The organism is Rhizobium sp. No.120, assembly GCF_054558365.1.
In genome coordinates, this window is record NZ_BAAJNQ010000003.1 from 337,047 (window position 1) to 361,734 (window position 24,688).

Genomic DNA, 24,688 nt, shown 5'->3' on the forward strand with positions numbered 1-24,688 from the left:
ACGGAAGGCATTTCCATCCGACCGACCCGCGCGATGAAAAGGAATCGCCGGGTCGATTCGATATTCCCGAAGGAAGATCCATGATTACTGCGCCAGACAACGACAACAATTCCGACGGCCCCATGGTCTTCATCATCATCGGCAAGGGCTACGAGACCGATGGCGGCGAAGGCATCGACCTGCACGTCATGCTGAAAGCGCCCGACGACGATACCGCCGTGCGTGAGGCGCTGAACGCTCTTGCCGAAGAGGGTTTCATCGAAGCAGACCTCGACCAGATCGGCCTGCTGACGGATATACCGGACGAAGAGCCTCATGCATCCGCCTATCAGGGGGCGCTCGAAGGCGAAGTGGCGATCATCCGCTTCCGCTGACAGGACGGCCGCCAGCGGAAGCAGCCTCCCTCGCCTCATCGATTTTAGCACCGCACAAAAAGAAACCGCCCGGATCGCTCCGGGCGGTTTTGATTTTTGTCAATTCAGACCAGCTTATTCGGCCGGGCTGTTTTCGCTGGCGAGATCCTGCAGCATCGGCGTTGCGACGCCGGCATCCGTACCCTTGCGGCGCTCTTCGAGGATGAGCTCGTCGCGGGCCGTAGCGATACGGCGGATCTGCGTCATGGTGCCGCCGGTACCGGCCGGGATGAGACGGCCGACGATGACGTTTTCCTTCAGACCCTGCAGACCGTCGGTCTTGCCGGCGATTGCAGCCTCGGTGAGCACCTTCGTCGTTTCCTGGAAGGATGCAGCCGAGATGAAGGACGGCGTCTGCAGCGATGCCTTGGTGATGCCGAGCAGAACCGGATCGCCATAAGCAGGCTTCTTGCCTTCTTCGATAAGGCGGTCGTTGGCGTCTTCCAGCTCGATACGGTCGACGTTGTCGCCGACGATGTACTGGCTGTCGCCCGCATCGGTGATCTCCACCTTCTGCAGCATCTGACGGACAATCACTTCGATGTGCTTGTCGTTGATGACAACGCCCTGCAAGCGGTAGACTTCCTGGATTTCGTTGACCAGGTAGGAAGCCAGAGCCTCCACGCCCTTGATCGCCAGGATGTCGTGCGGAGCCGGGTTACCGTCGAGGATGTAATCACCTTTTTCGATATAGTCGCCTTCCTGAAGGTGGAAGGGCTTGCCCTTCGGGATCAGGTATTCAACCGGCTCGACACCGTCTTCCGCCGGCTCGATGATGACGCGACGCTTGTTCTTGTAATCGCGACCGAGGCGGATCGTACCATCAATCTCTGCGATGATGGCGTGGTCCTTCGGACGACGAGCTTCGAACAGTTCGGCAACGCGCGGCAGACCGCCGGTGATGTCCTTGGTTTTGGCGCTTTCCAGCGGCGAACGGGCGAGAACATCACCCTGCGACACCTTCGTGCCCGGCTCCACCGATAGGATCGCATCGACCGAGAGCAGGAAGCGGGCTTCGCCACCACGCGAAAGCTTGGCGACATTGCCGCTGGCGTCCTTGATGACAATTGCGGGTTTCAGATCGGAGCCGCGCGGCGTCGAGCGCCAGTCGATAACCTGACGCTTGGTGATGCCGGTGGATTCGTCCGTCGCTTCGAGGACCGAAAGACCGTCGACGACGTCTTCGAAGTGAACCGTACCGGCCACTTCCGTCATCATCGGACGGGTATAGGGGTCCCACTCTGCCAGACGCTGACCGCGCTTCACCTTGTCGCCGTCGTCGACATACAGCTTCGAGCCGTAGGCAACGCGCTGCGAGGAGCGTTCGACACCACGTTCGTCCAGGATCTGGACCGTCATGTTGCGGCCCATGGCAACGAGGTTGCCATCGGAGTTGCGCAGCATGTTGCGGTTCTTGATCTGAACGGTGCCCTCGTAGGAGGCTTCCAGGAACGACTGGTCGACCACGGTCGCCGTGCCGCCCAAGTGGAAGGTACGCATGGTCAGCTGCGTGCCCGGCTCGCCGATCGACTGTGCGGCGATGACGCCGACAGCTTCGCCGATGTTGACAGGCGTACCGCGAGCAAGGTCGCGGCCATAGCAGACCGAGCACACGCCCGTCTGGATTTCGCAGGTCAATGCCGAACGGATACGGATCGACTGGATACCAGCCTTTTCGATCTCGATGACATCCGGTTCCAGGATCATCTTGCCGGCGTCGACAATGCGCTCACCCGTGACCGGATGATCGATGTCGTCCAGGGCCGTACGGCCGAGGATGCGGGCGCCGAGCGAGGCGACGACCTGACCGGCATCGACGATGGCGGTCATGGTGAGGCCATTTTCGGTACCGCAATCGATATGCGTGACGATGCAATCCTGCGCGACGTCGACGAGACGACGGGTCAGGTAACCGGAGTTCGCGGTCTTCAAGGCGGTGTCGGCCAGACCCTTACGGGCGCCGTGGGTCGAGTTGAAGTACTCGTTAACGGTGAGACCTTCCTTGAAGTTCGAGATGATCGGCGTCTCGATGATTTCGCCCGACGGCTTGGCCATGAGGCCTCGCATGCCGCCCAGCTGGCGCATCTGGTTCGGCGAACCACGAGCACCAGAATGGCTCATCATGTAGATCGAGTTCATCGGCTTCTGACGACCGGTCTTTTCGTCGAATTCGACGGCCTTAATGCGGGCCATCATTTCTTCGGCGACCTTTTCGGTGGCCTTGCCCCAAGCGTCGACAACCTTGTTGTACTTTTCGCCCTGGGTGATCAGACCGTCGTTATACTGCTGCTCGTATTCCTTCACGAGCGCTTCGGTATCGCCGACGATCTTAACCTTGGTATCCGGAATGACCATGTCGTCCTTGCCGAACGAAATGCCGGCGCGGCAGGCATGGGAGAAGCCGAGCTGCATGATACGGTCGCAGAAAATGACCGTGTCCTTCTGGCCGCAATGGCGGTAGACCGTGTCGATCATCTTGGAGATGTTCTTCTTGGTCATTTCCTGGTTGCAGATGTCGAAGGTCACCTTGCCATGCTTGGGCAGGAGTTCGCCGATCAGTAGGCGACCGGGGGTCGTCTCATAGATCTTCGAATAGGGCTTGCCATCTTCGCCGACCGACTTGAAGCGGCCACGGATCTTCGAATGCAGCGTCACGACCTTGTTTTCAAGCGCGTGATGCAGCTCGCCCAGATCCGAGAAGGCCATGCCTTCGCCCGGCTCATTCTGGTTCATGATCGACAGATAGTAGAGGCCGAGAACCATGTCCTGCGAGGGAACGATGATCGGCGCGCCGTTTGCCGGGTGCAGAATGTTGTTGGTCGACATCATCAGCACGCGGGCTTCCAGCTGGGCTTCCAGCGAGAGCGGCACGTGAACAGCCATCTGGTCACCGTCGAAGTCGGCGTTGAAGGCCGTGCAGACGAGCGGATGCAGCTGGATTGCCTTGCCTTCGACCAGCGTGGGTTCGAAGGCCTGGATGCCCAGGCGGTGCAGCGTCGGAGCGCGGTTCAAGAGAACCGGATGCTCGCGGATGACCTCGTCGAGGATATCCCAGACTTCCGGCTTTTCCTTTTCAACCAGCTTCTTGGCCTGCTTGACGGTCGAGGAATAACCCTTTGCGTCGAGACGGGCATAGATGAACGGCTTGAACAGCTCGAGCGCCATCTTCTTCGGCAGGCCGCACTGATGCAGCTTCAGTTCCGGACCGGTCACGATGACCGAACGGCCGGAATAGTCGACGCGCTTGCCGAGCAGGTTCTGGCGGAAGCGGCCCTGCTTGCCCTTGAGCATGTCGGACAGCGACTTCAGCGGACGCTTGTTGGCGCCGGTGATGACGCGGCCGCGGCGGCCGTTGTCGAACAGCGCATCGACAGATTCCTGCAGCATGCGCTTTTCGTTGCGGATGATGATGCCCGGAGCGCGCAATTCGATGAGGCGCTTCAGACGGTTGTTACGGTTGATGACGCGGCGATACAGATCGTTCAGATCCGAAGTCGCGAAGCGGCCGCCATCGAGCGGAACGAGCGGGCGCAGGTCCGGCGGGATGACCGGGACGACCTTCATGATCATCCATTCCGGACGGTTGCCGGACTCCATGAAGTTCTCGACGATCTTCAGTCGCTTCATCAGCTTCTTCTGCTTGAGATCCGACGTCGTGTCGGCAAGCTCGGAACGCAGGTCGCCGGCGATCTTTTCGAGGTTCATGCTGGCCAGCATCTCGTAGATCGCTTCAGCGCCGATCATGGCGGTGAACTGGTCTTCGCCATATTCGTCGACGGCGAGCATATACTCTTCTTCCGTCAGGAGCTGGTGCTCCTTAAGCGCGGTGAGACCCGGCTCGGTGACGATGTAGTTTTCGAAGTAGAGAACGCGCTCCACATCCTTCAGCGTCATATCGAGCAGCGTCGAAATGCGCGAAGGCAGCGACTTCAGGAACCAGATGTGGGCAACGGGAGCGGCGAGCTCGATATGGCCCATGCGCTCACGGCGAACGCGCGACAGCGTGACTTCGACGCCGCACTTTTCGCAGATGATGCCCTTGTACTTCATACGCTTGTACTTGCCGCACAAGCATTCGTAGTCCTTGATCGGTCCGAAGATTCGTGCGCAGAAAAGACCATCGCGTTCCGGCTTGAACGTACGATAGTTAATCGTTTCCGGCTTCTTGATCTCGCCATAAGACCAGGAAAGAATCTTCTCCGGCGACGCAATCGAAATCCGGATGGAATCGAAATTCTGCGCAGGCACCTGCGGATTGAAAAGATTCATGACCTCTTGGTTCATGCCTATCTCCTTTAGGGGCGAAACGCCCTCGAATTGCGAACAGTACCGGCAAATCCCGGGAGCCGGACTGACGCTTTAAAACCGCCTTGCGGCGCCATGCATCCGAAGGGACGCCAGCGGCGCTGCAATATTCCAAGCGGTGCGCGCTGACCGACAGCGCGCACCCGCAGGCTATTACTCGGCTGCGTCCGGAAGCTGGCTTGCCGTCTGCAGATCGTCGACCTTGGAGTTTTCCAGTTCGACGCTGAGGCCCAGCGAGCGCATTTCCTTGACAAGAACGTTGAAGCTTTCCGGAATGCCTGCCTCGAAGGTGTCGTCGCCACGAACGATGGCTTCGTAGACCTTTGTACGGCCGGCCACGTCGTCCGACTTGACCGTAAGCATTTCCTGCAGCGTGTAGGCTGCACCGTAGGCTTCGAGCGCCCAGACTTCCATTTCGCCGAAGCGCTGACCGCCGAACTGCGCCTTACCGCCCAGCGGCTGCTGGGTGACGAGCGAGTACGGACCGATCGAACGGGCGTGGATCTTGTCGTCGACAAGGTGGTTCAGCTTCAACATGTAGATGTAGCCAACCGTGACCTGGCGGTCGAACTGCTCGCCGGTACGCCCGTCGTACAGCGTCGACTGGCCGGTTTCCTTGAGACCTGCCATTGCCAGCATCTTGTTGACGTCAGCTTCGCCAGCACCGTCGAAGACCGGGGTCGCGATGGACACGCCACGCTTCCACTGATCGGCCAGACGCAGCACCGATGCATCGTCGTACTCATGAACGTCGTCGCTCTTCGGACCGTCGCCGACGACCAGATCGATCGTCTTGCGCAGCGGCTCGATGTTGCCGCTTGCCTTGTAGGCTTCGATCAGTTCACCGATCTGCCGACCCATGCCGGCGCAAGCCCAGCCAAGGTGCGTTTCGAGAATCTGACCGACGTTCATGCGCGAGGGAACGCCGAGCGGGTTCAGCACGATATCGACATGCGTACCGTCTTCCAGGAACGGCATGTCCTCGACCGGAACAATACGCGAGACCACGCCCTTGTTCCCGTGACGGCCTGCCATCTTGTCACCCGGCTGGATCTTGCGCTTCACAGCGACGAAGACTTTGACCATCTTCATGACGCCCGGAGGCATTTCGTCGCCACGCTGGACCTTTTCGACCTTATCCATGAAGCGCTGTTCGAGGCGCGACTTGGATTCGTCGTACTGGCCACGCAGGGCTTCGAGCTCGCTCTGGACCTTTTCGTCCTCGACGGCGAACATCCACCACTGCGAACGCGGATACTCGGAAACGACGGCGTTCGACAGTTCCGTGCCCTTCTTGAAGCCCTTCGGACCAGCAAGAGCAACCTGACCACGCAGCATCTCGACCAGGCGGCCGTAGACGTTACGATCGAGGATCGCCTGTTCGTCGTCACGGTCCTTGGCAAGGCGTTCGATCTCTTCGCGCTCGATCGCCATGGCACGTTCGTCCTTTTCGACGCCGTGACGGTTGAAGACGCGAACTTCGACGACCGTACCGTAGGTGCCGGGCGGCATGCGCATCGAGGTATCGCGAACATCCGATGCCTTTTCACCGAAGATGGCGCGCAGGAGCTTTTCTTCCGGCGTCATCGGGCTTTCGCCCTTCGGCGTGATCTTGCCGACGAGAATATCGCCCGGCTGAACTTCGGCACCGATGTAAACGATGCCGGCTTCGTCCAGGTTCTTCAGCGCTTCTTCCGAAACGTTCGGAATATCGCGGGTGATTTCTTCCGGACCGAGCTTGGTGTCGCGCGCCATCACTTCGAATTCTTCGATGTGAATGGAGGTGAACACGTCGTCGGCAACGATACGCTCGGAGAGCAGGATCGAGTCTTCGTAGTTGTAGCCGTTCCACGGCATGAACGCGACGAGCACGTTACGGCCGAGAGCCAGATCGCCGAGATCGGTCGACGGACCGTCTGCCAAGATGTCGCCCTTGTTGACCACGTCACCGACGGTGACCAGCGGACGCTGGTTGACGCAGGTGTTCTGGTTCGAACGCTGGAACTTCATCAGGCGGTAGATATCGACGCCGGACTTCGACGGATCGAGGTCTTCGGTGGCGCGGATAACGATACGCGTTGCGTCGACCTGGTCGACCACGCCGCCGCGGCGCGCGCCGATAGCGGCACCGGAGTCACGCGCGACGACCGGCTCCATGCCGGTGCCGACGAACGGGGCTTCGGCACGCAGAAGCGGCACGGCCTGACGCTGCATGTTCGAGCCCATGAGAGCGCGGTTGGCGTCGTCGTTTTCCAGGAACGGGATCAAAGCGGCAGCGACCGAAACCAGCTGCTTCGGCGAGACGTCCATCAGGTTGATGTTGTCGCGCGGAGCGAGCATGACTTCGCCGGCATGACGGCAAACGACGAATTCCTCAATGAAGGAGCCGTCGGCGTCGAGCTCGGCGTTCGCCTGAGCAACGTAGTACTTCGCCTCTTCCATGGCGGAGAGGTAGAGCACGTCGTTGGTCACCTTACCGTCGATGATGCGGCGATAAGGGCTTTCGATGAAGCCGTACTTGTTGACGCGGGCAAAGGTCGCCAGCGAGTTGATGAGGCCGATGTTCGGACCTTCCGGCGTTTCGATCGGGCAAATACGACCGTAGTGCGTCGGATGAACGTCGCGGACTTCGAAGCCGGCGCGCTCGCGGGTCAGGCCGCCCGGGCCAAGAGCCGAAAGACGGCGCTTGTGGGTGATTTCCGAAAGCGGGTTCACCTGGTCCATGAACTGCGACAGCTGCGAAGAGCCGAAGAATTCGCGGACAGCAGCGGCAGCCGGCTTTGCGTTGATCAGATCCTGCGGCATAACTGTGTCGATTTCGATCGAGGACATGCGTTCCTTGATCGCACGTTCCATACGCAGCAGACCCAGACGATACTGGTTTTCCATCAGCTCGCCGACGGAACGGACACGGCGGTTACCGAGGTTGTCGATATCGTCGATCTCGCCCTTACCGTCGCGCAGCTCGACGAGCATCTTGACCACGGCCAGAATGTCGTCCTTGCGAAGGATACGGACGGTGTCTTCGACGTCGAGGTCGAGGCGCATGTTCATCTTCACGCGGCCGACGGCGGAGAGATCGTAACGCTCCGCATCGAAGAACAGCGAGTTGAACATGGCTTCTGCCGATTCCATGGTCGGCGGTTCACCCGGACGCATGACGCGGTAGATATCGAACAGAGCGTCCTGGCGGTTTTCGTTCTTGTCGGCGGACAGCGTGTTGCGGATGTAGGCGCCGACATTGATATGGTCGATGCCCAGGATCGGGATCTCGTCGAAGCCGGCCTTCAGGATGACAGGCAGCGTCTTCTCGTCGATTTCGTCGCCAGCTTCGAGATAGATCTCACCGGTCTGGAAGTTGACGATGTCTTCTGCCAGGAACAGACCGTACAGCTCTTCGTCCGTCGCCTTCAGAGCCTTGAGGCCCTTGTCCTGCAGCTGACGCAGCAGGCGCGGGGTAAGCTTCTTGCCGCCTTCGACAACGACTTCGCCGGTGTCGGCGTCGATCATGTCGGAAACGGTCTTGGCGCCCTTCAGGGTTTCGGGCTTGAAGGGAATACGCCAGCCATCGCCGTCGCGCTGGTAGAGCGACTTCGTATAGAAAGTCGACAGGATGTCCTCGCCATCCATGCCGAGCGCCATCAGCAGCGATGTCACCGGAATCTTGCGGCGGCGGTCGATACGAGCGTAGACGATGTCCTTGGCGTCGAATTCGATATCAAGCCAGGAACCGCGATATGGGATGACGCGAGCAGCAAAAAGCAGCTTGCCGGAAGAATGGCTCTTGCCCTTGTCGTGATCGAAGAAGACGCCCGGCGAACGGTGCATCTGCGACACGATTACGCGCTCGGTGCCGTTCACGATGAACGTACCATTGTTCGTCATGAGCGGCATGTCGCCCATGTAGACGCTCTGTTCCTTGATGTCCTTGATGGACTTCGCGCCAGTATCCTCGTCGATATCGAACACGATCAGACGGAGGGTCACCTTCAGCGGCGCGGCGTAGGTCAGGTCGCGCTGGCGGCACTCATCGACGTCGAACTTCGGCGGTTCGAATTCATAGGAAACGAACTCCAGCATGGACGCGCCGGAGAAATCAGTGATCGGGAAAACCGACTTGAAGACAGCCTGAAGACCTTCGTCCGGGCGGCCGCCCTTGGGTTCTTCGACCATGAGAAACTGATCGTAGGACGCTTTTTGAACCTCGATGAGGTTCGGCATCTCTGCGACTTCGGGAATCTTACCAAAAAACTTGCGTACGCGCCTGCGACCGTTGAACGAAAGGGTCTGAGCCATCGTCGCTCCTTTAAAATCCTGCACCCGGGCCTGCAACGGATGGGAATCGCTGGCCAGGCGACCCCATCAATCAATGAGTAGTTCAATCTCGTCTATCTAACCGAAAACCGCTCAGCCGGATTGCGTCGCGGTTCGGTTTGAGACCATCCTCTTGAAGAACCCATTACCCAAAAGCCGTTTTGCCCGCGGCTTTTGGGTAATTCGTTCAGAAAAACGGCAAATGGGAGGTAGCAAGAAGCCACCTCCCAAAGCAGTCTTAAGCTTACTTAACGTCGACCTTAGCGCCGGCGTCTTCGAGCTTCTTCTTGATGTCAGCAGCTTCAGCCTTGGAAACGCCTTCCTTGACAGCCTTCGGAGCGGCTTCAACGAGGTCCTTGGCTTCCTTAAGGCCGAGGCCGGTGATGCCGCGGACTTCCTTGATGACGTTGATCTTGTTCGCGCCGGCATCAGCGAGGATGACGTCGAACTCGGTCTTTTCTTCTTCAGCAGCTGCAGCAGCGCCGCCAGCACCACCGGCAACGGCAGCAACAGCTACCGGAGCAGCGGCGGAAACGCCCCACTTTTCTTCGAGAAGCTTCGACAGTTCTGCGGCTTCGAGAACGGTCAGCGAGGAGAGGTCTTCAACGATCTTTGCGAGATCAGCCATTTTAGTAGTTCCTTTTGTTCGGTTCGAACTGGTTGGTTATGAACAGCGAAAAACCGCCTTACGCGGCTTCGTCCTTCTTGGCGTAGGCCGAGAACACGCGAGCAAGCTGGCTTGCCGGCGCTGCAACAACACCTGCGATGCGGGTAGCCGGAGTCTGGATCATGCCCAGCAGCTTCGCGCGCAGCTCGTCCAGCGAAGGCAGGGTCGCGAGCGACTTGACACCTTCGGCGTTGAGCGTTGTTGTTCCCATGGCGCCGCCCAGAACAACGATCTTATCGTTGGTCTTGGCGAAATCCACGACGACCTTCGGAGCGGTAATCGGGTCATTGCTGTATGCGATCAGCGTCTGACCGGTGAAGAGATTTGAAATCCCTTCCGCATCCGTGCCCTGAAGAGCAATTTTGGCCAGGCGGTTCTTCGCGACTTTGACGGTGCCGCCAGCAGCGCGCATCTTGGAACGAAAATCGTTCATCTGAGCGACTGTAGCACCAGCATAGTGGGCCACGACGACCGAGCCCGAAGCCTTGAAGACTTCGTTCAGTTCCGTGACGAATTCGCGTTTTTCCGCTCTTTCCACTGCTTTTCTCCAGTTGACAGGACCGGATTAACGGGCCTGCCGGGTTGCCTTTTGCCTCCTGGGATCAATGAGATCCCAAGCGACGCTTGAGGATCCTGTCCCCTCGCGCTCGAGCCTGACGGCTCCAAGGCACAAGGCATCCAAGGCTCGAACCGAGTTCATCGAAGCAAAGCTTCTTCAAAATTCGGGTCTTACCCGTCTCATGCAGGCTTGAGTGATTAAGGGATAACCACCTGCAATCTCGGACAGGAATTCCGGATTTCTCCGGAAATCCCGGCCCCGAAAGGCCGGGAATTCTAAACGCCGGGCATAAAGCCCGGCATAATCATTAGGCGCTCGGCGCCGTAACCGTCGACGGCTCGATCTTGACGCCCGGACCCATGGTCGAGGAGATCGCTACGCGCTTGACGTAGTTGCCCTTGGCGCCAGCCGGCTTCGCCTTGATGACGGCGTCGGCGAAAGCGCGGATGTTTTCTTCCAGAGCCTTGGCGTCGAAGGAAGCCTTGCCGATACCGGCATGGACGATACCAGCCTTCTCGACGCGGAACTCGACAGCGCCGCCCTTGGAAGCTTCAACAGCACCCTTGACGTCCATCGTGACGGTGCCGACCTTCGGGTTCGGCATCATGCCGCGCGGGCCGAGAACCTTACCGAGACGGCCGACGAGCGGCATCATGTCCGGGGTGGCGATGCAGCGATCGAAATCGATCTTGCCGCCCTGAACGATTTCAACCAGGTCTTCCGCACCGACGATGTCAGCGCCGGCAGCCTTGGCTTCGTCAGCCTTGGCGCCGCGAGCGAAGACGGCAACGCGAACCGTACGGCCGGTGCCGTTTGGCAGGTTGACGACGCCACGAACCATCTGGTCGGCGTGACGCGGATCAACGCCAAGGTTCATCGAGATTTCGACGGTTTCGTCGAACTTGGCGACGGCACGTTCCTTGACCATGTTGATGGCCAGATCCAGAGCATAGAGCTTGGTCGGATCAACGCCTTCACGAATCTTCTGAATACGCTTTGCTACCATGGTCTTAGCCCACCACTTCCAGGCCCATCGCGCGGGCAGAGCCCTCGATCATGGCCATTGCGCCCTCGATATCGGCGGCGTTCAGATCCTTCATCTTGGCTTCGGCGATTGCCTTGACCTGAGCCTTGGTCAGGGTGCCAGCCTTGGCGCCCTTGCCCGGGGTCTTCGAGCCGGACTGGATCTTTGCTTCCTTCTTCAGGAAGTAGCTGACCGGCGGCTGCTTCATTGCGAAGGTGAAGGACTTGTCCTGGTAGTAGGTGATGACGACCGGGATCGGCATACCCTTTTCCATTTCCTGCGTGGCGGCATTGAACGCCTTGCAGAATTCCATGATGTTAATGCCACGCTGACCAAGCGCAGGGCCGATCGGCGGCGACGGATTCGCCGAGCCGGCCTTGACCTGCAGCTTGAGCTGGCCTGCAACTTTCTTAGCCATTTCTCTCTGCCTTTCTACATGACCGGTTGCCCGGCCGACTAATGCCGGATCGCTCCGGCGGCTGCGGTTGCGTGGTGCGGATCACCAGGCCCGGCTAAGACCCTACCCTTCCACGCGGATTGCGGCTTGGCCGCGAGATATAAGCAAGCATTTGCTTATATCCAAACTCGAACGAAAGGCCAGCCGCCAGGCCAACCTTTCGTAGAAATCACAATCAGACCTTCTCGACCTGGCTGTATTCCAGCTCGACCGGCGTAGCGCGGCCGAAAATCGACACTTCCACCTTCAGGCGCGAACGCTCTTCGTCCACATCCTGAACCGTGCCGTTGAACGAAGCGAACGGACCATCGGAAACACGGACCTGCTCGCCGATTTCGAAGGATACGGAAGCCTTCGGCCGTTCGACACCTTCCTGGACCTGACCGAGAATACGCTCGGCTTCATAATCCGGAATCGGAACGGGCTTATTGTCGGAGCCGAGGAAACCAGTGACCTTCGGCGTATTCTTGATCAGGTGGTAAGCTTCATCCGTCAGGTTGGCGCGCACAAGCACGTAACCTGGGAAGAACTTACGCTCGCTGTCGACCTTGCGGCCGCGACGAACCTCAACAACCTTTTCGGTCGGCACAAGGATCTTCTCGAACAGATGCTCGAGACCCTTCTGCCTGGCCTTCTCCTCAATGGATTCAGCCACCTTCTTTTCGAAATTAGAATAAGCGTGGACGATGTACCAACGTGCCGCCATGTTCATCTCCACCCGATATCAGTTGCCGGTATTCAGCACGTAGCTGAGAATCCAGCCAATAAGCTGGTCGGCAGCAAAGAAAAACAGCGAGGCGAAAACGACCATGACGAGCACCATCACCGTCGAGATCATCGTCTCGCGACGCGAGGGCCAAGTGATTTTCGACGTCTCGGAGCGCACCTGCCGCAGAAACGCTAGTGGATTCGTTTTGGATGCCATTGACTGCCCACGCAATTACGGCGCGTAAAGCTGAAACTATCAGCCCCACGCACCGCGTGTCTGTTGAACCCTACATAAACACCGATTCCCAATTTAACAAGAGGCAATACGGCGCTTTCTAAAATTTGCCGACAATCCGGCATAACCCTCAACCAGAGAAGCTGCGAAACAACGCGCCAGTCAAATCAAGGAAAATGGCAGGGGCAGCAGGGCTCGAACCTACGACCTGCGGTTTTGGAGACCGCCGCTCTACCAACTGAGCTATACCCCTTCTTCCTTCGAATATTCACTTCAAGCGGTGGACCGCTCGAGCAGTTCGAAGACTTGGCGCTCCCTTTAAGGCGGGACGAAACGATTGGCAAGAGCGTTTTTTGCTTTTTCCCAATCGGACCTGCAACTTCACATGGGACATGCCCGAGCGGATAGATCTGCCGGACAGGCAAAGCCGCCGCGAACGCTACGGAAAGGATGCCCCTCACCCTCGTTACTCTCCGGGAGAACCTTTCGGCTTGCGCTTGAGAAATTTCGGTCGGAGGCGACGCATGAAATTGTCCGCGGAGCGAATCACATTGGTCAGGGAGATCAGCTTGTCTATTTCGGCATCGGTATTGCCGAGCCGCTCCGACAAAACTTCGGCCGCGGCCAAGGCAATCTCGGCCGGAGGCACCTCCGTGAAGCGCTGGGCAAGGCTGATATAGGGGTTCAGCGCGACCCCGCCATGGATGGTGATCTTTCCCAGGCGGGCAAAGAGACGAAGAAAGGTCTGCTCGAAGCTCCAGTCATGGGCGGAAACCACCCTCCACTTCTGGCTGCGCCTGGCCGAGAAGCCGGCAAGCACGATCGCGCCGGGCAGTTTCAGATCGCTGAGCCAAAGCGCCATGGCAAAGCCGCTCGTCGGCGTCTTGCCTTCCGTATAGAAATCCGAACAGAAGCCAACGAGGTCGAGGTGGCCGGTCGGCGCGCCCTGGAAGTCGGCGGCCGGATTGAGCTTCTCTTCCAGGCCAAGGCGTATGTTCATGATGCCGAGGAAATCTTCCTTCGGAAAGAATTTGACCACCTCGCCCACTTCGCCGCGATAAACAATGTTGGCGCCGCGCGGCTGGCCACGCGAGATTAGCAGGGAACGCCCATGGAACGGGCGATCCAGAACCTTGTAGACCTTGTTGAAGAAGACGAAGAGCGCGGTCTCAGGAAACTGCGCCTGCAGGCTTGCGATATTGACCGCGTCGCTATTGGCCACCAGCACGATATGCGAGAAACCCGCCAGCACCCTGCGCCATTCGTCGGCGCCATTCAGGCCGGCTGCGGACGCCGCAGCCGGAAGGCCGACATCAATGGCACCTGACGCTCTTTGGTCCAATTCCTTCATTTCTGTTGGACGTGCAGCATCCGGTCGCGCATGGCGAACCATTCCTCGGCGTAATCGTCGTTGCGATATTCATCGAAATAGGGGCCGCCATCGGTGAAATGCACCAGCTTGGCATCGTCGCGGTAATCATATTCGTTGACGAGATAGTTCCAGACGACCGGCACCTCGCCGATCTGATCGTCGTTCTCCAGCCACTTGAACTGATGAAGCTGAAGGCCCGTCGCCGTATTGACGAAATCCTTCGACAAAGCCGTGCACTTGGCATTGTTGAACAGGATCATGCTCGACCAGTTCTTCTTTTCATACTTCGTCTGCGTCTGACCGAGGAACTTGGTTTCGATCTTCGGCTGATAGTCGTGCTTGACGCACATGGCGGCATAGCGATCGTCACGCAGCGCCCAAAGCTCGGCAATATCGGCGCGGGCGAGCATGTCGCAATCCATGAAGATGCTCCAGCCCTGGTAATCGCTGAGGTAAGGCACGAGGAAGCGCGAGAAGGAAAACTCGGTCGACTGCAGCGGGTTGCGTTCGCGCGTGAAGATGCCCTCGAGATTGTTGAGCACGATCGGCGAGAACACCACCGGAATAGACGAGCGTTCGATGATGCTCTGAGTCAGGACGTGGTACGCCACGACCTCCTTGGAATCGAACCCGACAAAAATACGTGCAACATTATCCTTCATGATACCTCCGAAACGGCTGGTCTGTTTTGAATCAGCCGGCAAATTATCTTTCGCCGTGACGCAAGCAAGGCTCAATTCATCTCATGAAGCCTATCGGCTGCGGGATGAGGGTTCAACACATGTGCCCGAATACGCCGCACGACGCGCTGCAATCTACGGGAGATGCCGCGAACCTGATCCTACTTAAAGAAACGGGGATATTTGTCGAGTGTTTGCGGAAGCATTTTTGGTTATGCTGCGTAACAAATGGAGAGATTTCCGCTTGCCCCTCTCCCGAGCGCGCTAGAGAGCAGCGCCCGGGGTATTTCTCAGGCTTTACGCCTCAGACCTTCACATATTTCCGCCAGTCGTGCTCTTCCTTGAAGCCCAGGACCTCGCGGATCTTGCGATTGGACATCAGGCCCTCATATTCGCCGATCTCGCGCGTGAACGGGACGTTCGGAAAGTGCTTGGCGGCCAGCTCTCGCGATGGGGTATTGGCCGATACCGTGTCATTGGCGGCATTGAACACCTGGAAGCCGAGGCCGCTCTTCTCGATGCAGAGATGGACGATCTGGCCGAGGTCGCGGGCGTCGATATAGCTCCAGGCGATGCGCTTGCGGATTTCACTGTTGGCGAAGAACTCGGGGAACCGCTCATATTCATGCGGCTCGATGACATTGCCAATGCGCAGCGCATAGATGTCGATGCCGAAACGCTCGGCGAAAGCCCGAGCGGTCTTCTCATTCACGACCTTGGACAGACCGTAGGAATCCATCGGGTTGACATCATAGTCCTCTTCCAGCGGGAACTGATGGAAGTCGCGATGGCCTTCAGCGAAGCAGACGCCATAGGTCGTCTCGCTGGAAGCGATGATGATCTTCTTCACGCCGAGCTTCGCAGCCGCCTCGATGACATTGTAGGTACTCATCGTGTTGATGCGGAAGGTTTCATTGTCCGGCTTGATCAGGATGCGCGGAATGGCTGCGAAATGCACGACGGCGTCGAAAGGCTGCACGCCCTTGCCCTGATCGAGATCCGGAAAATCCCGGTGCATCGTCAGGACATTATAGACCTGTCCCGCATCGGTGACATCAGCCTGCAGATTGGTGACGCCCGGGCTGTTCAGCGGCACGAGATCGACATTGTGGACCTCATAGCCGGCATTCACCAGCCACGGAACCGTGTGGCGCCCCGCCTTGCCGCTGCCGCCGGTGAACAAAATACGTTTCTTCATGAAATCTCCTCCTTGGAAAATCGAGCGATAAATAGGCCCTTGCTTCCGTTTCGCAAGACACGGCTTGGTGAGCTGACGCTTTCCCGCCAAAATAATGGGGACGACTCAGTAAAGCATATGCCGCGTCGCGAAAACGACTGAAGGAGATGAGTGGGATGCGGCCGGTCACGCTGGTCGATTATGATCCGCAATGGCCCCTTCTCTTCAAAAGCAGAAGTAAGGCCATCGGCCGGATTCTCGGTCGCCCCGCCGAGTTCCATCATATCGGCAGCACCGCCATTGCTGGGTTATGTGCTAAGCCCAAGCTCGATATCGATGCGGTCCTCTTCTCGGAAGATGCCAGGCGCGATGCGACGGAGCGCCTGAAGGAAGACGGATATCGCTTTCATGGCGATCCGCATGATGCCGGACGTTGGGCCTTCACCAAGGATGAGACGCCTTGCGGCACGCGACTTTATCTTTGCCTGCCTGACAACGAGGCGCATCGGGAGCGCCTCCTCTTTCGCGACTATCTGCGCACCCATCCCGATAGTGCTGCCAAATATGCGACCCTGAAACGGCGCTTGGCCGAAGAGGCCGGTGGCGATTGGGACCACTATACCGGCGGCAAGAGCGATTTCGTTGCGGATGTCGTGCGCCGCGCGAAGGCCGAATTCGGATAGACGAAATATGTCACCGACTGGTGATAGCCATTCTGGGACTAATCGAGCAGGTACTTCAGTACAATATCCGCGCTCTGCTTGAGGGAAGATGGCTTGTGTCGAGAATCTCAAGGCCAGATGCCTGGGCTTCGCGGCGCAGATAGGCCGCCCAATTCATCATGTTCGCGTCAGCAAGTTCCGGCTGGCCTCGCTCAGCGGACAAGCGATGTGTCCTCGTTGCATCATCGCAATCGACCAATATGAGGCGATAGACATCGATCCTGGCAGCCACGGCAGCTTCGATGACGAAGGATGGGCGCATCTGCCCCTCGAAAAGAACGCCCCTGCCCTTCTGCGTTTGCGGCACAAGCCGTTCCAGCCATTCGATGGTCTTGTCGCGTTGCCAAGCCTCGGGCGAACCATGATCCCTGACCATCGCGTCAAGTGATGGTACGCCGATGCTGTCGAAATGATAGACGGTTAACCTTCGCGCATAGTCCCTGGCTATTGCCTCCGCGATAGCAGTCTTTCCCGAACCAGAAGCGCCGGTCAGAATGATCAAGCTCATGCACCATCTCCCAATGCAAGAAGGCCCCGCTGTTTCCAGCGGGGCCTTCTTATAAGGGAATAATCCTGGGATTACTCGACGATGCTTGCGACGATGCCAGCGCCGACGGTACGGCCGCCTTCGCGGATCGCGAAGCGAAGCTTTTCTTCCATCGCGATCGGAACGATCAGCTCGACGTCAACCGTGACGTTGTCGCCTGGCATAACCATTTCCGTGCCTTCCGGAAGCGTCACGATGCCCGTCACGTCCGTCGTACGGAAGTAGAACTGCGGACGGTAGTTCGTGAAGAACGGCGTATGACGGCCGCCTTCTTCCTTCGTCAGGATGTAGGCTTCGGCCTTGAACTTCTTGTGCGGCTTCACAGAACCCGGCTTGCACAGGATCTGACCACGCTCGACACCGTCACGGTTCACACCGCGGATCAGCGCACCGATGTTGTCGCCAGCCTGGCCCTGGTCGAGCAGCTTGCGGAACATTTCAACGCCGGTAACCGTCGTCTTCGACGTCGGACGGATGCCGACGATTTCGACTTCTTCACCAACCTTGATGATACCGCGCTCGACGCGGCCCGTCACAACCGTACCACGGCCAGAGATCGAGAACACGTCTTCGATCGGCATCAGGAACGGCTGGTCGATCGGACGCTCAGGCGTCGGGATGTAGGCGTCAACCTGAGCCATCAGCTCGCGGATCGCGTCTTCGCCGATCTTCTTGTCCGAATCTTCAAGAGCAGCAAGCGCCGAACCCTTGACAACCGGGATGTCGTCGCCCGGGAAGTCGTAGGACGACAGAAGTTCGCGAACTTCAAGCTCGACGAGCTCGAGAAGCTCAGCGTCGTCAACCTGGTCGACCTTGTTCAGGAACACCACGATCGCCGGAACGCCAACCTGGCGGGCGAGCAGGATGTGCTCGCGCGTCTGCGGCATCGGGCCGTCAGCAGCCGAGCAAACCAGGATCGCGCCGTCCATCTGGGCGGCACCCGTGATCATGTTCTTCACATAGTCGGCGTGGCCGGGGCAGTCAACGTGCGCATAGTGACGGTTCGGCGTCTCGTATTCAACGTGGGCCGTCGAGATCGTGATGCCACGCGCCTTCTCTTCCGGAGCCGCGTCGATTTGGTCATACGCCTTGAACTCGCCGAAGTACTTCGTGATCGCTGCCGTCAACGACGTCTTGCCGTGGTCAACGTGACCGATCGTCCCGATGTTAACGTGCGGCTTATTGCGCTCAAACTTACTCTTTGCCATTTGAATGCTTCCTGTGAACGTAATGAGTGACCCCGGCGAACCGGTTTAGTGCCGCCGTTTAAGGCTTTCGTTGCGTTTGCGCAAGACTTAATTGCAGGCCCTACTCCCGGCAAAGTCCGGCCGATGGCGTATGATCCGCAGCCCTCGGCATTCCTTCGCCGCGCAAGCTTCGCCAGCCGATCCGGTAAGGTGTAAAAGCATTTGCCGGTTCAAGCGCTTAGATAGGAACGCTGAGGAGGAATTCCAGATGTTCCGCCTTAGAGCCTCGGAGATCTGGCCATTGCACAGCAAAACGCGCCCTCGCCCATCGGCGGGAGCGCGCAACTATCGGACGCAATCATGGCTCATTGCTTATTGGCTGCCATCCGGCGGTGAGCGCATTGCCAACCGCCGGACGAAAGACGATCAATCGAGAAGATCGGCAGGTACCTTGCCGCCATTGTCCGCAAGCTTCTTCAGAAGAGCTTTGTGAAGGAACATGTTCATCTTGGCGGAATCGCCCGTATCGCCGGTATAGCCAAGCTCCTGCGCCAGTTCCTTGCGCTCGGAAAGGCTCGCATCCATGCCAAGTGCCTTCATGAGGTCGACGATCGAATGTTTCCAGTCCAGCTTCTGGCCACTTTTCTTGACAGCAGCATCGAGGATCGAAGCGATATCCACCGGCGCGGACGGCGCGCTGGTCGCAGGCGAGGTTGCTGCCGTCGTCGCTGAAGGAGCTGGCGTCGGCGCAGGCGCCGGATTGTCAGTTGCGGCGGTGGTCGACGGTGCCGGAGCTGCCTCGGCAGCCTTTGCCTCTCCCCAGATTGCCCCCTTGATCTTGTCGAAGATACCCATTTGCGCTCTCCCGTTTCGGTTGCCTGAGCAATATGTATCGCTCGCGCAAATATAAGCAACCCTTCATGTCAAATATGCAAAGATGGTGTCGATACGCGCCGGCGAGGCACGTGGTGATCGAAGCGACTATCAGGACACCGACAAGCATGGCAAGCACAACACCCTCTCCGCGCGGCGAAGAACGAGTGAAGATACTAACAAATTGAAATTCTTGGAGCGGGTAGCGGGAATCGAACCCGCGTATTCAGCTTGGAAGGCTGCTGCTCTACCATTGAGCTATACCCGCGGGATGGTCAAGATCCGGCTCGGAATGGTGGAGGGAGTTGGATTTGAACCAACGTAGGCTGAGCCAACGGATTTACAGTCCGTCCCCTTTAACCACTCGGGCATCCCTCCAGTTTTCCGACTGGATCTTGCGGCCAAGCTTGTCAGACGTTGGCGTCGCCGCCGTCATCTGCGCCGCGTATATGACCGGACGATTTCCGTCTGTCAACACAAGGAATTGCCAAAAATGACGAAAAAATTTCAGCCTGTGGGAAAAGCCCGGCACTGAAAGAGGCTAGGCGCTCGGGAAGGCGGTGGTTATAAAGCCGCATGAGCAAAGACAAATCATCCGGCCGTCAGGGCCAAGATAGCACCGCCGGCGATCGCTCGGCCAAGGACACTCATTATGCAACGCTGCGCCGTGCGCATCGCGATGCCAAGCGCGAGCGTGGCGAAATCCCGACGCCCACACCGCAGAAGCGTAAGAAGGCTGGCGCTGACGATTGGAAGCCGCCGGCGCTCGCACCCGATCAGGTCTTTCTCTATGGCCTGCATACGGTTCGCGCGGCGCTGAGCAATCCACAACGCAAGAATGTCAAGCTCTCCACGACGCAGAATGCCCTGGTGCGGCTGGAGGTTGGCCCGGCAGATCAACTCGGCATCCCCGTCGAGATCGTTTCGCCGCAGGACATCGACAAGGTGCTTGGCCCGGAAGCGATTCACCAAGGCGTCATGCTGGAAACGCGCCCCCTGCCCGTGCGCCGCCTCGAGGCATTGAAGGACAGCCCGTTACTCCTCGTTCTCGATCAGGTGACGGACCCGCACAATGTCGGCGCCATCATGCGGTCGGCCGTCGCCTTCGATGCGGGGGCGGTGATCACCACGCAGCGCCACAGCCCGACCGAATCAGGCGTAATGGCAAAATCGGCCTCGGGCGCGCTCGAGCTCATACCTTATATACAGATCACCAATCTTGCCGATGCGCTCGAAGAACTGCACCGTCTCGGCTTCACGACCATCGGGCTCGATTCGGAAGGTCCGGCACCGCTGGAAGGCACCTTCAGCGGAGATAAAATCGCCCTCGTGCTCGGCTCCGAGGGCAAGGGCCTGCGCCAGAAGACACGGGAAACGGTGAGTGCGCTCGCGCGGCTCGACATGCCGGGCGCCATCAAATCGCTGAATGTCTCGAATGCAGCCGCGATCGCGCTATATGCGACGCGGTCCTATCTCAAATCATAGTGGCGCCTTTGGCGGCCGCAGCATGTTGGGAGAATTTGCTTTGATCCGTCTTCTTGGTCCTGCGGCAGTTGCCGCCGCCCTCGCCTTGACAATGATCCAGCCGGCACGCGCCGCCGATGACGAAATGATCCAGGCGCAAGCCGGCGTCTGGTTGGTTGCGCCGGAAAACGGCTCCAAGGGCTGCCGCCTTACCTTCGGGACGAATACGGTGTCCGGCGGCTACGATATTACGGGGGCGGATGCGTGCGCAACGCCGCTTCCAGCGCTCGCCGCAGCCAAGATCTGGAATTTCACCGATGACGGGTCGCTGACGATCGCGGACAGTGGAGGAAAACCTCTCATGCGCTTCCAGCAAGAGGAAGGCTCGCCATGGGAAAGCGATGGCGGCGATCGGACCTGGCTGCTGCCGGCGCTCGGCGATGTCGATCACGTGCCGACCACCGAAAGCCTTGCCGGCGCCTGGCGCATCCAGACGCCGGACGGCAAGCCTGTCTGCGATATCACGCTCACCACCGAGAAGGATCAGGATGGCACCGCCAAGATGTCATCGGGCGGCAACTGCGCCGGCGAAGTGGGCGATCTCAAGCTTTCCCTGTGGGCGACAGAAGGGTTCGGGCTTGTCATGCTAGGCAATGACGGCTCGTCTCTGTCCTTCGATATGAAGCCCGACGGCAGTTTCCAGAAGTCCGAGGAAGAGGAAGGCGAGCCGCTGGTGCTGGTCCGCAAATAGGCCGGCTGAAGCATATCGAAGCACGCTCACTGCGAGCGCTAAATCAAGCACGCAATACTCATCGTACGATCATCGGCGCCAGGTGCCAGGCCGATTGGCGCCAAAGCACCCTCTCGGTAACCGGGCAGCCGTCCTGTATCTTCGCCCAGGAGGTGACATTGAGGTTCATCTCGCATTGCGCGAGGTAGCTCCGCCCTCCGACGGTCATACAGGCGATCTCGCCGACCGCATGCTGCTTTCCATCCGCATTTTTACAGTAGCAGTTTTCGCCAGCCAACGCTGATGCACCTGTAAACGCCGTGATCATGACAAGCGGTAATCCCAAGGCCGCATGCCGCGATATCTCGCGCATGAACGTATCCTCCCCACCATTTATGGATGAAGTGTATGCCGATTTCCGACGTTGTAAATGCGTCTACAATCCCGAGCAGGCGGGCGAATGGATGCATGAAGAACCGGGCGGCGATTTGATGCGCTCGCCGAGACCTATCGGCAGGTTCAATGAACCATAGGGTCGGCTTCGTCGAAGAACGACCGGATGCCGTCGCGCGCAATCGTTGCAAGGAACTCGTCGAATGCCTCGCGGTCGGTCGCGAAGGGCTCTTCCCATTCGATCAGGTCTTCCTCCGGCGTGATGACCTCCATCCGCCAGTCGGCATTGGTGCCGGCCGGGCGAAAGATATCGACCAGGACGGTCACGCCATCGTCGGTGAATTCACCCGAAAGCTCGGAGTGTTCGAGTTTAGGCTTCTTGGGCTTGCTGGGCATAGGGTTCCAGGCACACGAATATAGGAGTGATGGCTGCTGCGCGTGTTCGGTATTCGCGCGCGACTACATATTATGTCGCTGCTGCCGGTTTTCCATACCGGAGATAAGATGATCGACGATATACAGGAAAAATGGTGCCCCCGGCAGGGTTCGAACCCGCGACCCCCTGATTACAAATCAGGTGCTCTACCAACTGAGCTACAAGGGCGTATGGGCATGCCAAATAACAGACTTTGAAATCCTGTAAAGAGAAAATCGGCCGATCGGCGTCAAAGCTGGGGATCGACCGATTCACCAGTTCGCGCGAAACGTCTTGTCGCGACAAGGGAATAACATTACGAAGAATCGCTATTCAGAGGACGTTGCATGTCGCGCAATCTTCAATCCGTCTGTTTTCTCGCCTCCACCGCGCCAGAGGCCCAAGCGGCGCAAGAGGAGCTTATCGGTCTCTACGGCCAGACATCGCAGGAAGATGCGGATATCATCGTGGCTCTCGGCGGTGACGGCTTCATGCTGCAGACGCTGCACAAGACGATGAACACCGGCAAACGCGTCTATGGCATGAATCGCGGCTCCATCGGCTTCCTGATGAATGACTACCGCACGGACGGCTTGGCCGAGCGCATCGAAGCGGCCGTCGAAAACGCATTTCACCCCTTGCAGATGACAACACGCAATGCCGACGGCAGCTCCTGCGTCGCGCTCGCCATCAATGAAGTGTCATTGTTTCGCCAATCCTATCAGACGGCAAAGCTGAAAGTGGAGATCGACGGGCGGGTTCGCCTGCCGGAACTGATCTGCGACGGGCTGATGGTGACAACGCCTGCTGGCTCCACCGCCTACAATCTTTCCGCCCACGGCCCGATCCTGCCGCTGGAAGCACCCTTGCTTGCCATGACGCCCGTCAGCGCCTTCCGCCCCCGCCGCTGGCGCGGCGCCCTGCTTCCGAACAAGGTGACGGTCGACATCACCGTGCTCGAAGCGGAGAAGCGTCCGGTCAACGCCGCTGCCGACAATACCGAAGTCAAATCGGTTCTCGGCATTCAGATCCGCCAGAGCGAAGATACGACGGCTCGCATTCTCTCCGATCCGGACAGGTCATGGTCGGATAGGATTCTGGCGGAACAGTTTTCGGATTGAGTGAGCTATCAGGCCCCAAAGGCAATGCACCATGAAAAAAGCCCCGTCTCCGGGGCTTTTTTCATGCTCGAGCGGATGCGTCTTATTCGACGTCGTCGATGACGGCATCTGCAGCACCGCTGATGCGATGCGCAAGTGCCGCTTCCATGAACTCGTTGAGATCACCGTCCAGAACGTCGCTCGGCGCCGTGCTGGAAACGCCGGTACGCAGATCCTTGACCAGCTGGTAGGGCTGCAGAACGTAGGAGCGGATCTGGTGACCCCAGCCGATATCCGTCTTCGAAGCGGCTTCGGCATTAGCAGCCTCTTCCCGCTTCATCAATTCGGCCTCGTACATGCGGGCGCGCAGCATGTCCCACGCCTTGGCGCGGTTCTTATGCTGCGAGCGCTCCTGCTGGCACTGCACGACGATCCCTGTGGGAATGTGCGTGATGCGCACGGCCGAATCGGTCGTGTTGACGTGCTGACCACCAGCGCCCGATGAGCGGTAGGTATCGATGCGGCAGTCGCTTTCGTTGATCTCGATCTGGATCGAGTCGTCGACGACCGGGTAGACCCAGATCGACGAGAATGACGTATGACGGCGCGCATTGCTGTCATAGGGCGAGATACGCACCAGGCGATGCACGCCCGATTCGGTCTTCAGCCAACCATAGGCATTGTGGCCCTTGACAAGCAGCGTTGCAGATTTGATGCCCGCTTCTTCGCCGTCATGAACTTCCAGCAGCTCGACCTTGAAGCGCTGGCGTTCGGCCCAACGGGTGTACATGCGCAGAAGCATATTCGCCCAGTCCTGGCTCTCGGTGCCGCCTGCGCCGGAGTGGACTTCGAGGTACGTATCATTGCCGTCGGCCTCGCCCGAAAGCATGGCTTCCACCTGCCGGCGCGCGGCTTCCGCTTTCAGGCCCTTGAGCGCTTCTTCAGCCTCGCGGACGACATCGGCGTCGCCTTCTTCCTCGCCAAGCTCGATCAGCTCGACATTGTCGGCAAGCTGCTGCTCCAGCGCGCGCACGCCACTGATGCCATCATCAAGCTGCTGGCGCTCGCGCATCAGCTTCTGCGCTTCAGCGGCGTCATTCCAGAGGGTCGGATCCTCTGACTTATTGTTCAACCAGTCCAGTCGTCTTATCGCCTGGTCCCAGTCAAAGATGCCTCCTCAGCAGGGTGATAGCCTGCTTGGTTTCATCGACTACTTTCTCGATTTCGGCTCGCATAGTCCCACTTCTTCATTTCACCGCTCGTTGCGAACGGCCATCCAATTCAAAGAGTGCAGGTGACATAGATATACATGCCGCTGCTGTAAAGCCCCGCGGCATGATGATCAA

Annotated in this window: 22 protein-coding genes and 4 tRNA genes; 5 read left to right on the top strand and 21 right to left on the bottom strand. The window is 58.7% G+C overall.

Going from position 1 to position 24,688, the window contains the following annotated elements; all coding sequences use genetic code 11:
- The first annotated feature begins 80 nt into the window (after positions 1-80).
- Positions 81-374 carry a hypothetical protein gene (locus ACYJRZ_RS12400; RefSeq protein ID WP_004123433.1) on the top strand — a complete coding sequence of 98 codons (294 nt, stop codon included), beginning with the start codon at positions 81-83 and terminating at the stop codon, positions 372-374.
- A 114-nt stretch (positions 375-488) separates the two neighbouring features.
- Here ACYJRZ_RS12400 and rpoC read toward each other — a convergent pair whose 3' ends face one another.
- The 12 genes from rpoC to ACYJRZ_RS12460 form a co-directional block, all read right to left on the bottom strand.
- Positions 489-4,697 carry a DNA-directed RNA polymerase subunit beta' gene (gene rpoC / locus ACYJRZ_RS12405; protein ID WP_459459204.1) on the bottom strand — a complete coding sequence of 1,403 codons (4,209 nt, stop codon included), beginning with the start codon at positions 4,695-4,697 and terminating at the stop codon, positions 489-491.
- Between the two features lie 174 nt (positions 4,698-4,871).
- Positions 4,872-9,014 carry a DNA-directed RNA polymerase subunit beta gene (gene rpoB, locus ACYJRZ_RS12410; protein WP_459459205.1) on the bottom strand — a complete coding sequence of 1,381 codons (4,143 nt, stop codon included), beginning with the start codon at positions 9,012-9,014 and terminating at the stop codon, positions 4,872-4,874.
- A gap of 262 nt (positions 9,015-9,276) precedes the next feature.
- Complete coding sequence (gene rplL, locus ACYJRZ_RS12415; RefSeq protein WP_069614844.1) at positions 9,277-9,660, bottom strand: 50S ribosomal protein L7/L12; 384 nt, start codon at positions 9,658-9,660, stop codon at positions 9,277-9,279.
- A 58-nt stretch (positions 9,661-9,718) separates the two neighbouring features.
- Positions 9,719-10,237 (bottom strand): 50S ribosomal protein L10, encoded by a 519-nt coding sequence (gene rplJ, locus ACYJRZ_RS12420; RefSeq protein WP_047637052.1) that lies wholly within the window; start codon positions 10,235-10,237, stop codon positions 9,719-9,721.
- A gap of 328 nt (positions 10,238-10,565) precedes the next feature.
- On the bottom strand, positions 10,566-11,264 hold the full coding sequence (gene rplA / locus ACYJRZ_RS12425; protein ID WP_095434660.1) for a 50S ribosomal protein L1: 699 nt from the start codon (positions 11,262-11,264) through the stop codon (positions 10,566-10,568).
- A gap of 4 nt (positions 11,265-11,268) precedes the next feature.
- A complete protein-coding gene (rplK, locus tag ACYJRZ_RS12430) occupies positions 11,269-11,700 on the bottom strand; it encodes a 50S ribosomal protein L11 (RefSeq protein WP_047637054.1) in 432 nt (143 codons plus the stop codon).
- A gap of 214 nt (positions 11,701-11,914) precedes the next feature.
- The gene (gene nusG / locus ACYJRZ_RS12435; RefSeq protein WP_004123460.1) at positions 11,915-12,445 is read right to left on the bottom strand and encodes a transcription termination/antitermination protein NusG; all 531 of its coding nucleotides are present in this window, start codon (positions 12,443-12,445) and stop codon (positions 11,915-11,917) included.
- A gap of 18 nt (positions 12,446-12,463) precedes the next feature.
- A complete protein-coding gene (gene secE, locus ACYJRZ_RS12440; protein ID WP_069614841.1) occupies positions 12,464-12,664 on the bottom strand; it encodes a preprotein translocase subunit SecE in 201 nt (66 codons plus the stop codon).
- A 195-nt stretch (positions 12,665-12,859) separates the two neighbouring features.
- A tRNA-Trp gene (locus ACYJRZ_RS12445) sits at positions 12,860-12,935 on the bottom strand.
- Between the two features lie 213 nt (positions 12,936-13,148).
- Positions 13,149-14,033 carry a 3-deoxy-manno-octulosonate cytidylyltransferase gene (locus ACYJRZ_RS12450; RefSeq protein WP_459459206.1) on the bottom strand — a complete coding sequence of 295 codons (885 nt, stop codon included), beginning with the start codon at positions 14,031-14,033 and terminating at the stop codon, positions 13,149-13,151.
- Positions 14,030-14,716: a glycosyltransferase family protein gene (locus tag ACYJRZ_RS12455; RefSeq protein ID WP_112337473.1), complete on the bottom strand. Its 687-nt coding sequence runs from the start codon at positions 14,714-14,716 to the stop codon at positions 14,030-14,032. Before ACYJRZ_RS12455 ends, ACYJRZ_RS12450 begins: the two co-directional genes overlap by 4 nt.
- Before the next feature lie 322 nt (positions 14,717-15,038).
- The gene (locus ACYJRZ_RS12460) at positions 15,039-15,932 is read right to left on the bottom strand and encodes an NAD-dependent epimerase/dehydratase family protein (RefSeq protein WP_459459207.1); all 894 of its coding nucleotides are present in this window, start codon (positions 15,930-15,932) and stop codon (positions 15,039-15,041) included.
- Between the two features lie 155 nt (positions 15,933-16,087).
- Here ACYJRZ_RS12460 and ACYJRZ_RS12465 point away from each other — a divergent pair, with 155 nt between their 5' ends.
- Positions 16,088-16,594 carry a GrpB family protein gene (locus ACYJRZ_RS12465; RefSeq protein WP_459459208.1) on the top strand — a complete coding sequence of 169 codons (507 nt, stop codon included), beginning with the start codon at positions 16,088-16,090 and terminating at the stop codon, positions 16,592-16,594.
- Between the two features lie 55 nt (positions 16,595-16,649).
- Here the strand turns inward: ACYJRZ_RS12465 and ACYJRZ_RS12470 are convergent, their stop codons facing one another.
- The 5 genes from ACYJRZ_RS12470 to ACYJRZ_RS12490 all read right to left on the bottom strand — a co-directional run bounded on the left by ACYJRZ_RS12470 (position 16,650) and on the right by ACYJRZ_RS12490 (position 19,618).
- On the bottom strand, positions 16,650-17,141 hold the full coding sequence (locus tag ACYJRZ_RS12470; protein WP_459459209.1) for an AAA family ATPase: 492 nt from the start codon (positions 17,139-17,141) through the stop codon (positions 16,650-16,652).
- A 71-nt stretch (positions 17,142-17,212) separates the two neighbouring features.
- Positions 17,213-18,388 (bottom strand): elongation factor Tu, encoded by a 1,176-nt coding sequence (gene tuf, locus ACYJRZ_RS12475; protein ID WP_152094262.1) that lies wholly within the window; start codon positions 18,386-18,388, stop codon positions 17,213-17,215.
- A 405-nt stretch (positions 18,389-18,793) separates the two neighbouring features.
- The gene (locus ACYJRZ_RS12480; RefSeq protein WP_069614914.1) at positions 18,794-19,222 is read right to left on the bottom strand and encodes a DUF3597 domain-containing protein; all 429 of its coding nucleotides are present in this window, start codon (positions 19,220-19,222) and stop codon (positions 18,794-18,796) included.
- Positions 19,223-19,434: 212 nt separating this feature from the next.
- Positions 19,435-19,508: transfer RNA gene (locus ACYJRZ_RS12485), tRNA-Gly, on the bottom strand.
- Between the two features lie 25 nt (positions 19,509-19,533).
- Positions 19,534-19,618 (bottom strand) — tRNA-Tyr (locus ACYJRZ_RS12490).
- Positions 19,619-19,816: 198 nt separating this feature from the next.
- Between ACYJRZ_RS12490 and rlmB the strand changes: the two genes are divergently transcribed.
- Both rlmB and ACYJRZ_RS12500 read left to right on the top strand, forming a co-directional pair.
- The gene (gene rlmB / locus ACYJRZ_RS12495; RefSeq protein WP_459459210.1) at positions 19,817-20,725 is read left to right on the top strand and encodes a 23S rRNA (guanosine(2251)-2'-O)-methyltransferase RlmB; all 909 of its coding nucleotides are present in this window, start codon (positions 19,817-19,819) and stop codon (positions 20,723-20,725) included.
- A gap of 40 nt (positions 20,726-20,765) precedes the next feature.
- On the top strand, positions 20,766-21,455 hold the full coding sequence (locus ACYJRZ_RS12500; RefSeq protein ID WP_459459211.1) for an AprI/Inh family metalloprotease inhibitor: 690 nt from the start codon (positions 20,766-20,768) through the stop codon (positions 21,453-21,455).
- A gap of 58 nt (positions 21,456-21,513) precedes the next feature.
- Here the strand turns inward: ACYJRZ_RS12500 and ACYJRZ_RS12505 are convergent, their stop codons facing one another.
- The 3 genes from ACYJRZ_RS12505 to ACYJRZ_RS12515 form a co-directional block, all read right to left on the bottom strand.
- Complete coding sequence (locus tag ACYJRZ_RS12505) at positions 21,514-21,807, bottom strand: hypothetical protein (protein ID WP_459459212.1); 294 nt, start codon at positions 21,805-21,807, stop codon at positions 21,514-21,516.
- Between the two features lie 146 nt (positions 21,808-21,953).
- Positions 21,954-22,223, bottom strand: a complete 270-nt coding sequence (locus ACYJRZ_RS12510) for a hypothetical protein (protein ID WP_069614918.1) — start codon at positions 22,221-22,223, stop codon at positions 21,954-21,956.
- Positions 22,224-22,355: 132 nt separating this feature from the next.
- A tRNA-Thr gene (locus ACYJRZ_RS12515) sits at positions 22,356-22,431 on the bottom strand.
- A 158-nt stretch (positions 22,432-22,589) separates the two neighbouring features.
- Here ACYJRZ_RS12515 and ACYJRZ_RS12520 point away from each other — a divergent pair.
- Positions 22,590-23,363 (top strand): NAD kinase, encoded by a 774-nt coding sequence (locus ACYJRZ_RS12520; protein ID WP_459459213.1) that lies wholly within the window; start codon positions 22,590-22,592, stop codon positions 23,361-23,363.
- 82 nt (positions 23,364-23,445) lie between these two features.
- Here ACYJRZ_RS12520 and prfB read toward each other — a convergent pair.
- Positions 23,446-24,577, bottom strand: a protein-coding gene (prfB, locus tag ACYJRZ_RS12525; protein ID WP_112723143.1) for a peptide chain release factor 2 whose coding sequence is annotated in 2 segments (ribosomal slippage) — positions 23,446-24,507 and positions 24,509-24,577 — 1,131 coding nt in all. Because the reading frame shifts where the segments join, the coding sequence is not laid out codon by codon here.
- Positions 24,578-24,688 lie beyond the last annotated feature (111 nt).

Bases quoted from the DNA above. Each gene is read 5' to 3' on its own strand.
- ACYJRZ_RS12400 (WP_004123433.1), top strand. From the start codon at position 81: ATGATTACTGCGCCAGACAACGACAACAATTCCGACGGCCCCATGGTC.
- rpoC (WP_459459204.1), bottom strand. From the start codon at position 4,697: ATGAACCAAGAGGTCATGAATCTTTTCAATCCGCAGGTGCCTGCGCAG.
- rpoB (WP_459459205.1), bottom strand. From the start codon at position 9,014: ATGGCTCAGACCCTTTCGTTCAACGGTCGCAGGCGCGTACGCAAGTTT.
- rplL (WP_069614844.1), bottom strand. From the start codon at position 9,660: ATGGCTGATCTCGCAAAGATCGTTGAAGACCTCTCCTCGCTGACCGTT.
- rplA (WP_095434660.1), bottom strand. From the start codon at position 11,264: ATGGTAGCAAAGCGTATTCAGAAGATTCGTGAAGGCGTTGATCCGACC.
- rplK (WP_047637054.1), bottom strand. From the start codon at position 11,700: ATGGCTAAGAAAGTTGCAGGCCAGCTCAAGCTGCAGGTCAAGGCCGGC.
- nusG (WP_004123460.1), bottom strand. From the start codon at position 12,445: ATGGCGGCACGTTGGTACATCGTCCACGCTTATTCTAATTTCGAAAAG.
- secE (WP_069614841.1), bottom strand. From the start codon at position 12,664: ATGGCATCCAAAACGAATCCACTAGCGTTTCTGCGGCAGGTGCGCTCC.
- ACYJRZ_RS12450 (WP_459459206.1), bottom strand. From the start codon at position 14,033: ATGAAGGAATTGGACCAAAGAGCGTCAGGTGCCATTGATGTCGGCCTT.
- ACYJRZ_RS12455 (WP_112337473.1), bottom strand. From the start codon at position 14,716: ATGAAGGATAATGTTGCACGTATTTTTGTCGGGTTCGATTCCAAGGAG.
- ACYJRZ_RS12460 (WP_459459207.1), bottom strand. From the start codon at position 15,932: ATGAAGAAACGTATTTTGTTCACCGGCGGCAGCGGCAAGGCGGGGCGC.
- ACYJRZ_RS12465 (WP_459459208.1), top strand. From the start codon at position 16,088: ATGCGGCCGGTCACGCTGGTCGATTATGATCCGCAATGGCCCCTTCTC.
- ACYJRZ_RS12470 (WP_459459209.1), bottom strand. From the start codon at position 17,141: ATGAGCTTGATCATTCTGACCGGCGCTTCTGGTTCGGGAAAGACTGCT.
- tuf (WP_152094262.1), bottom strand. From the start codon at position 18,388: ATGGCAAAGAGTAAGTTTGAGCGCAATAAGCCGCACGTTAACATCGGG.
- ACYJRZ_RS12480 (WP_069614914.1), bottom strand. From the start codon at position 19,222: ATGGGTATCTTCGACAAGATCAAGGGGGCAATCTGGGGAGAGGCAAAG.
- rlmB (WP_459459210.1), top strand. From the start codon at position 19,817: ATGAGCAAAGACAAATCATCCGGCCGTCAGGGCCAAGATAGCACCGCC.
- ACYJRZ_RS12505 (WP_459459212.1), bottom strand. From the start codon at position 21,807: ATGCGCGAGATATCGCGGCATGCGGCCTTGGGATTACCGCTTGTCATG.
- ACYJRZ_RS12510 (WP_069614918.1), bottom strand. From the start codon at position 22,223: ATGCCCAGCAAGCCCAAGAAGCCTAAACTCGAACACTCCGAGCTTTCG.
- ACYJRZ_RS12520 (WP_459459213.1), top strand. From the start codon at position 22,590: ATGTCGCGCAATCTTCAATCCGTCTGTTTTCTCGCCTCCACCGCGCCA.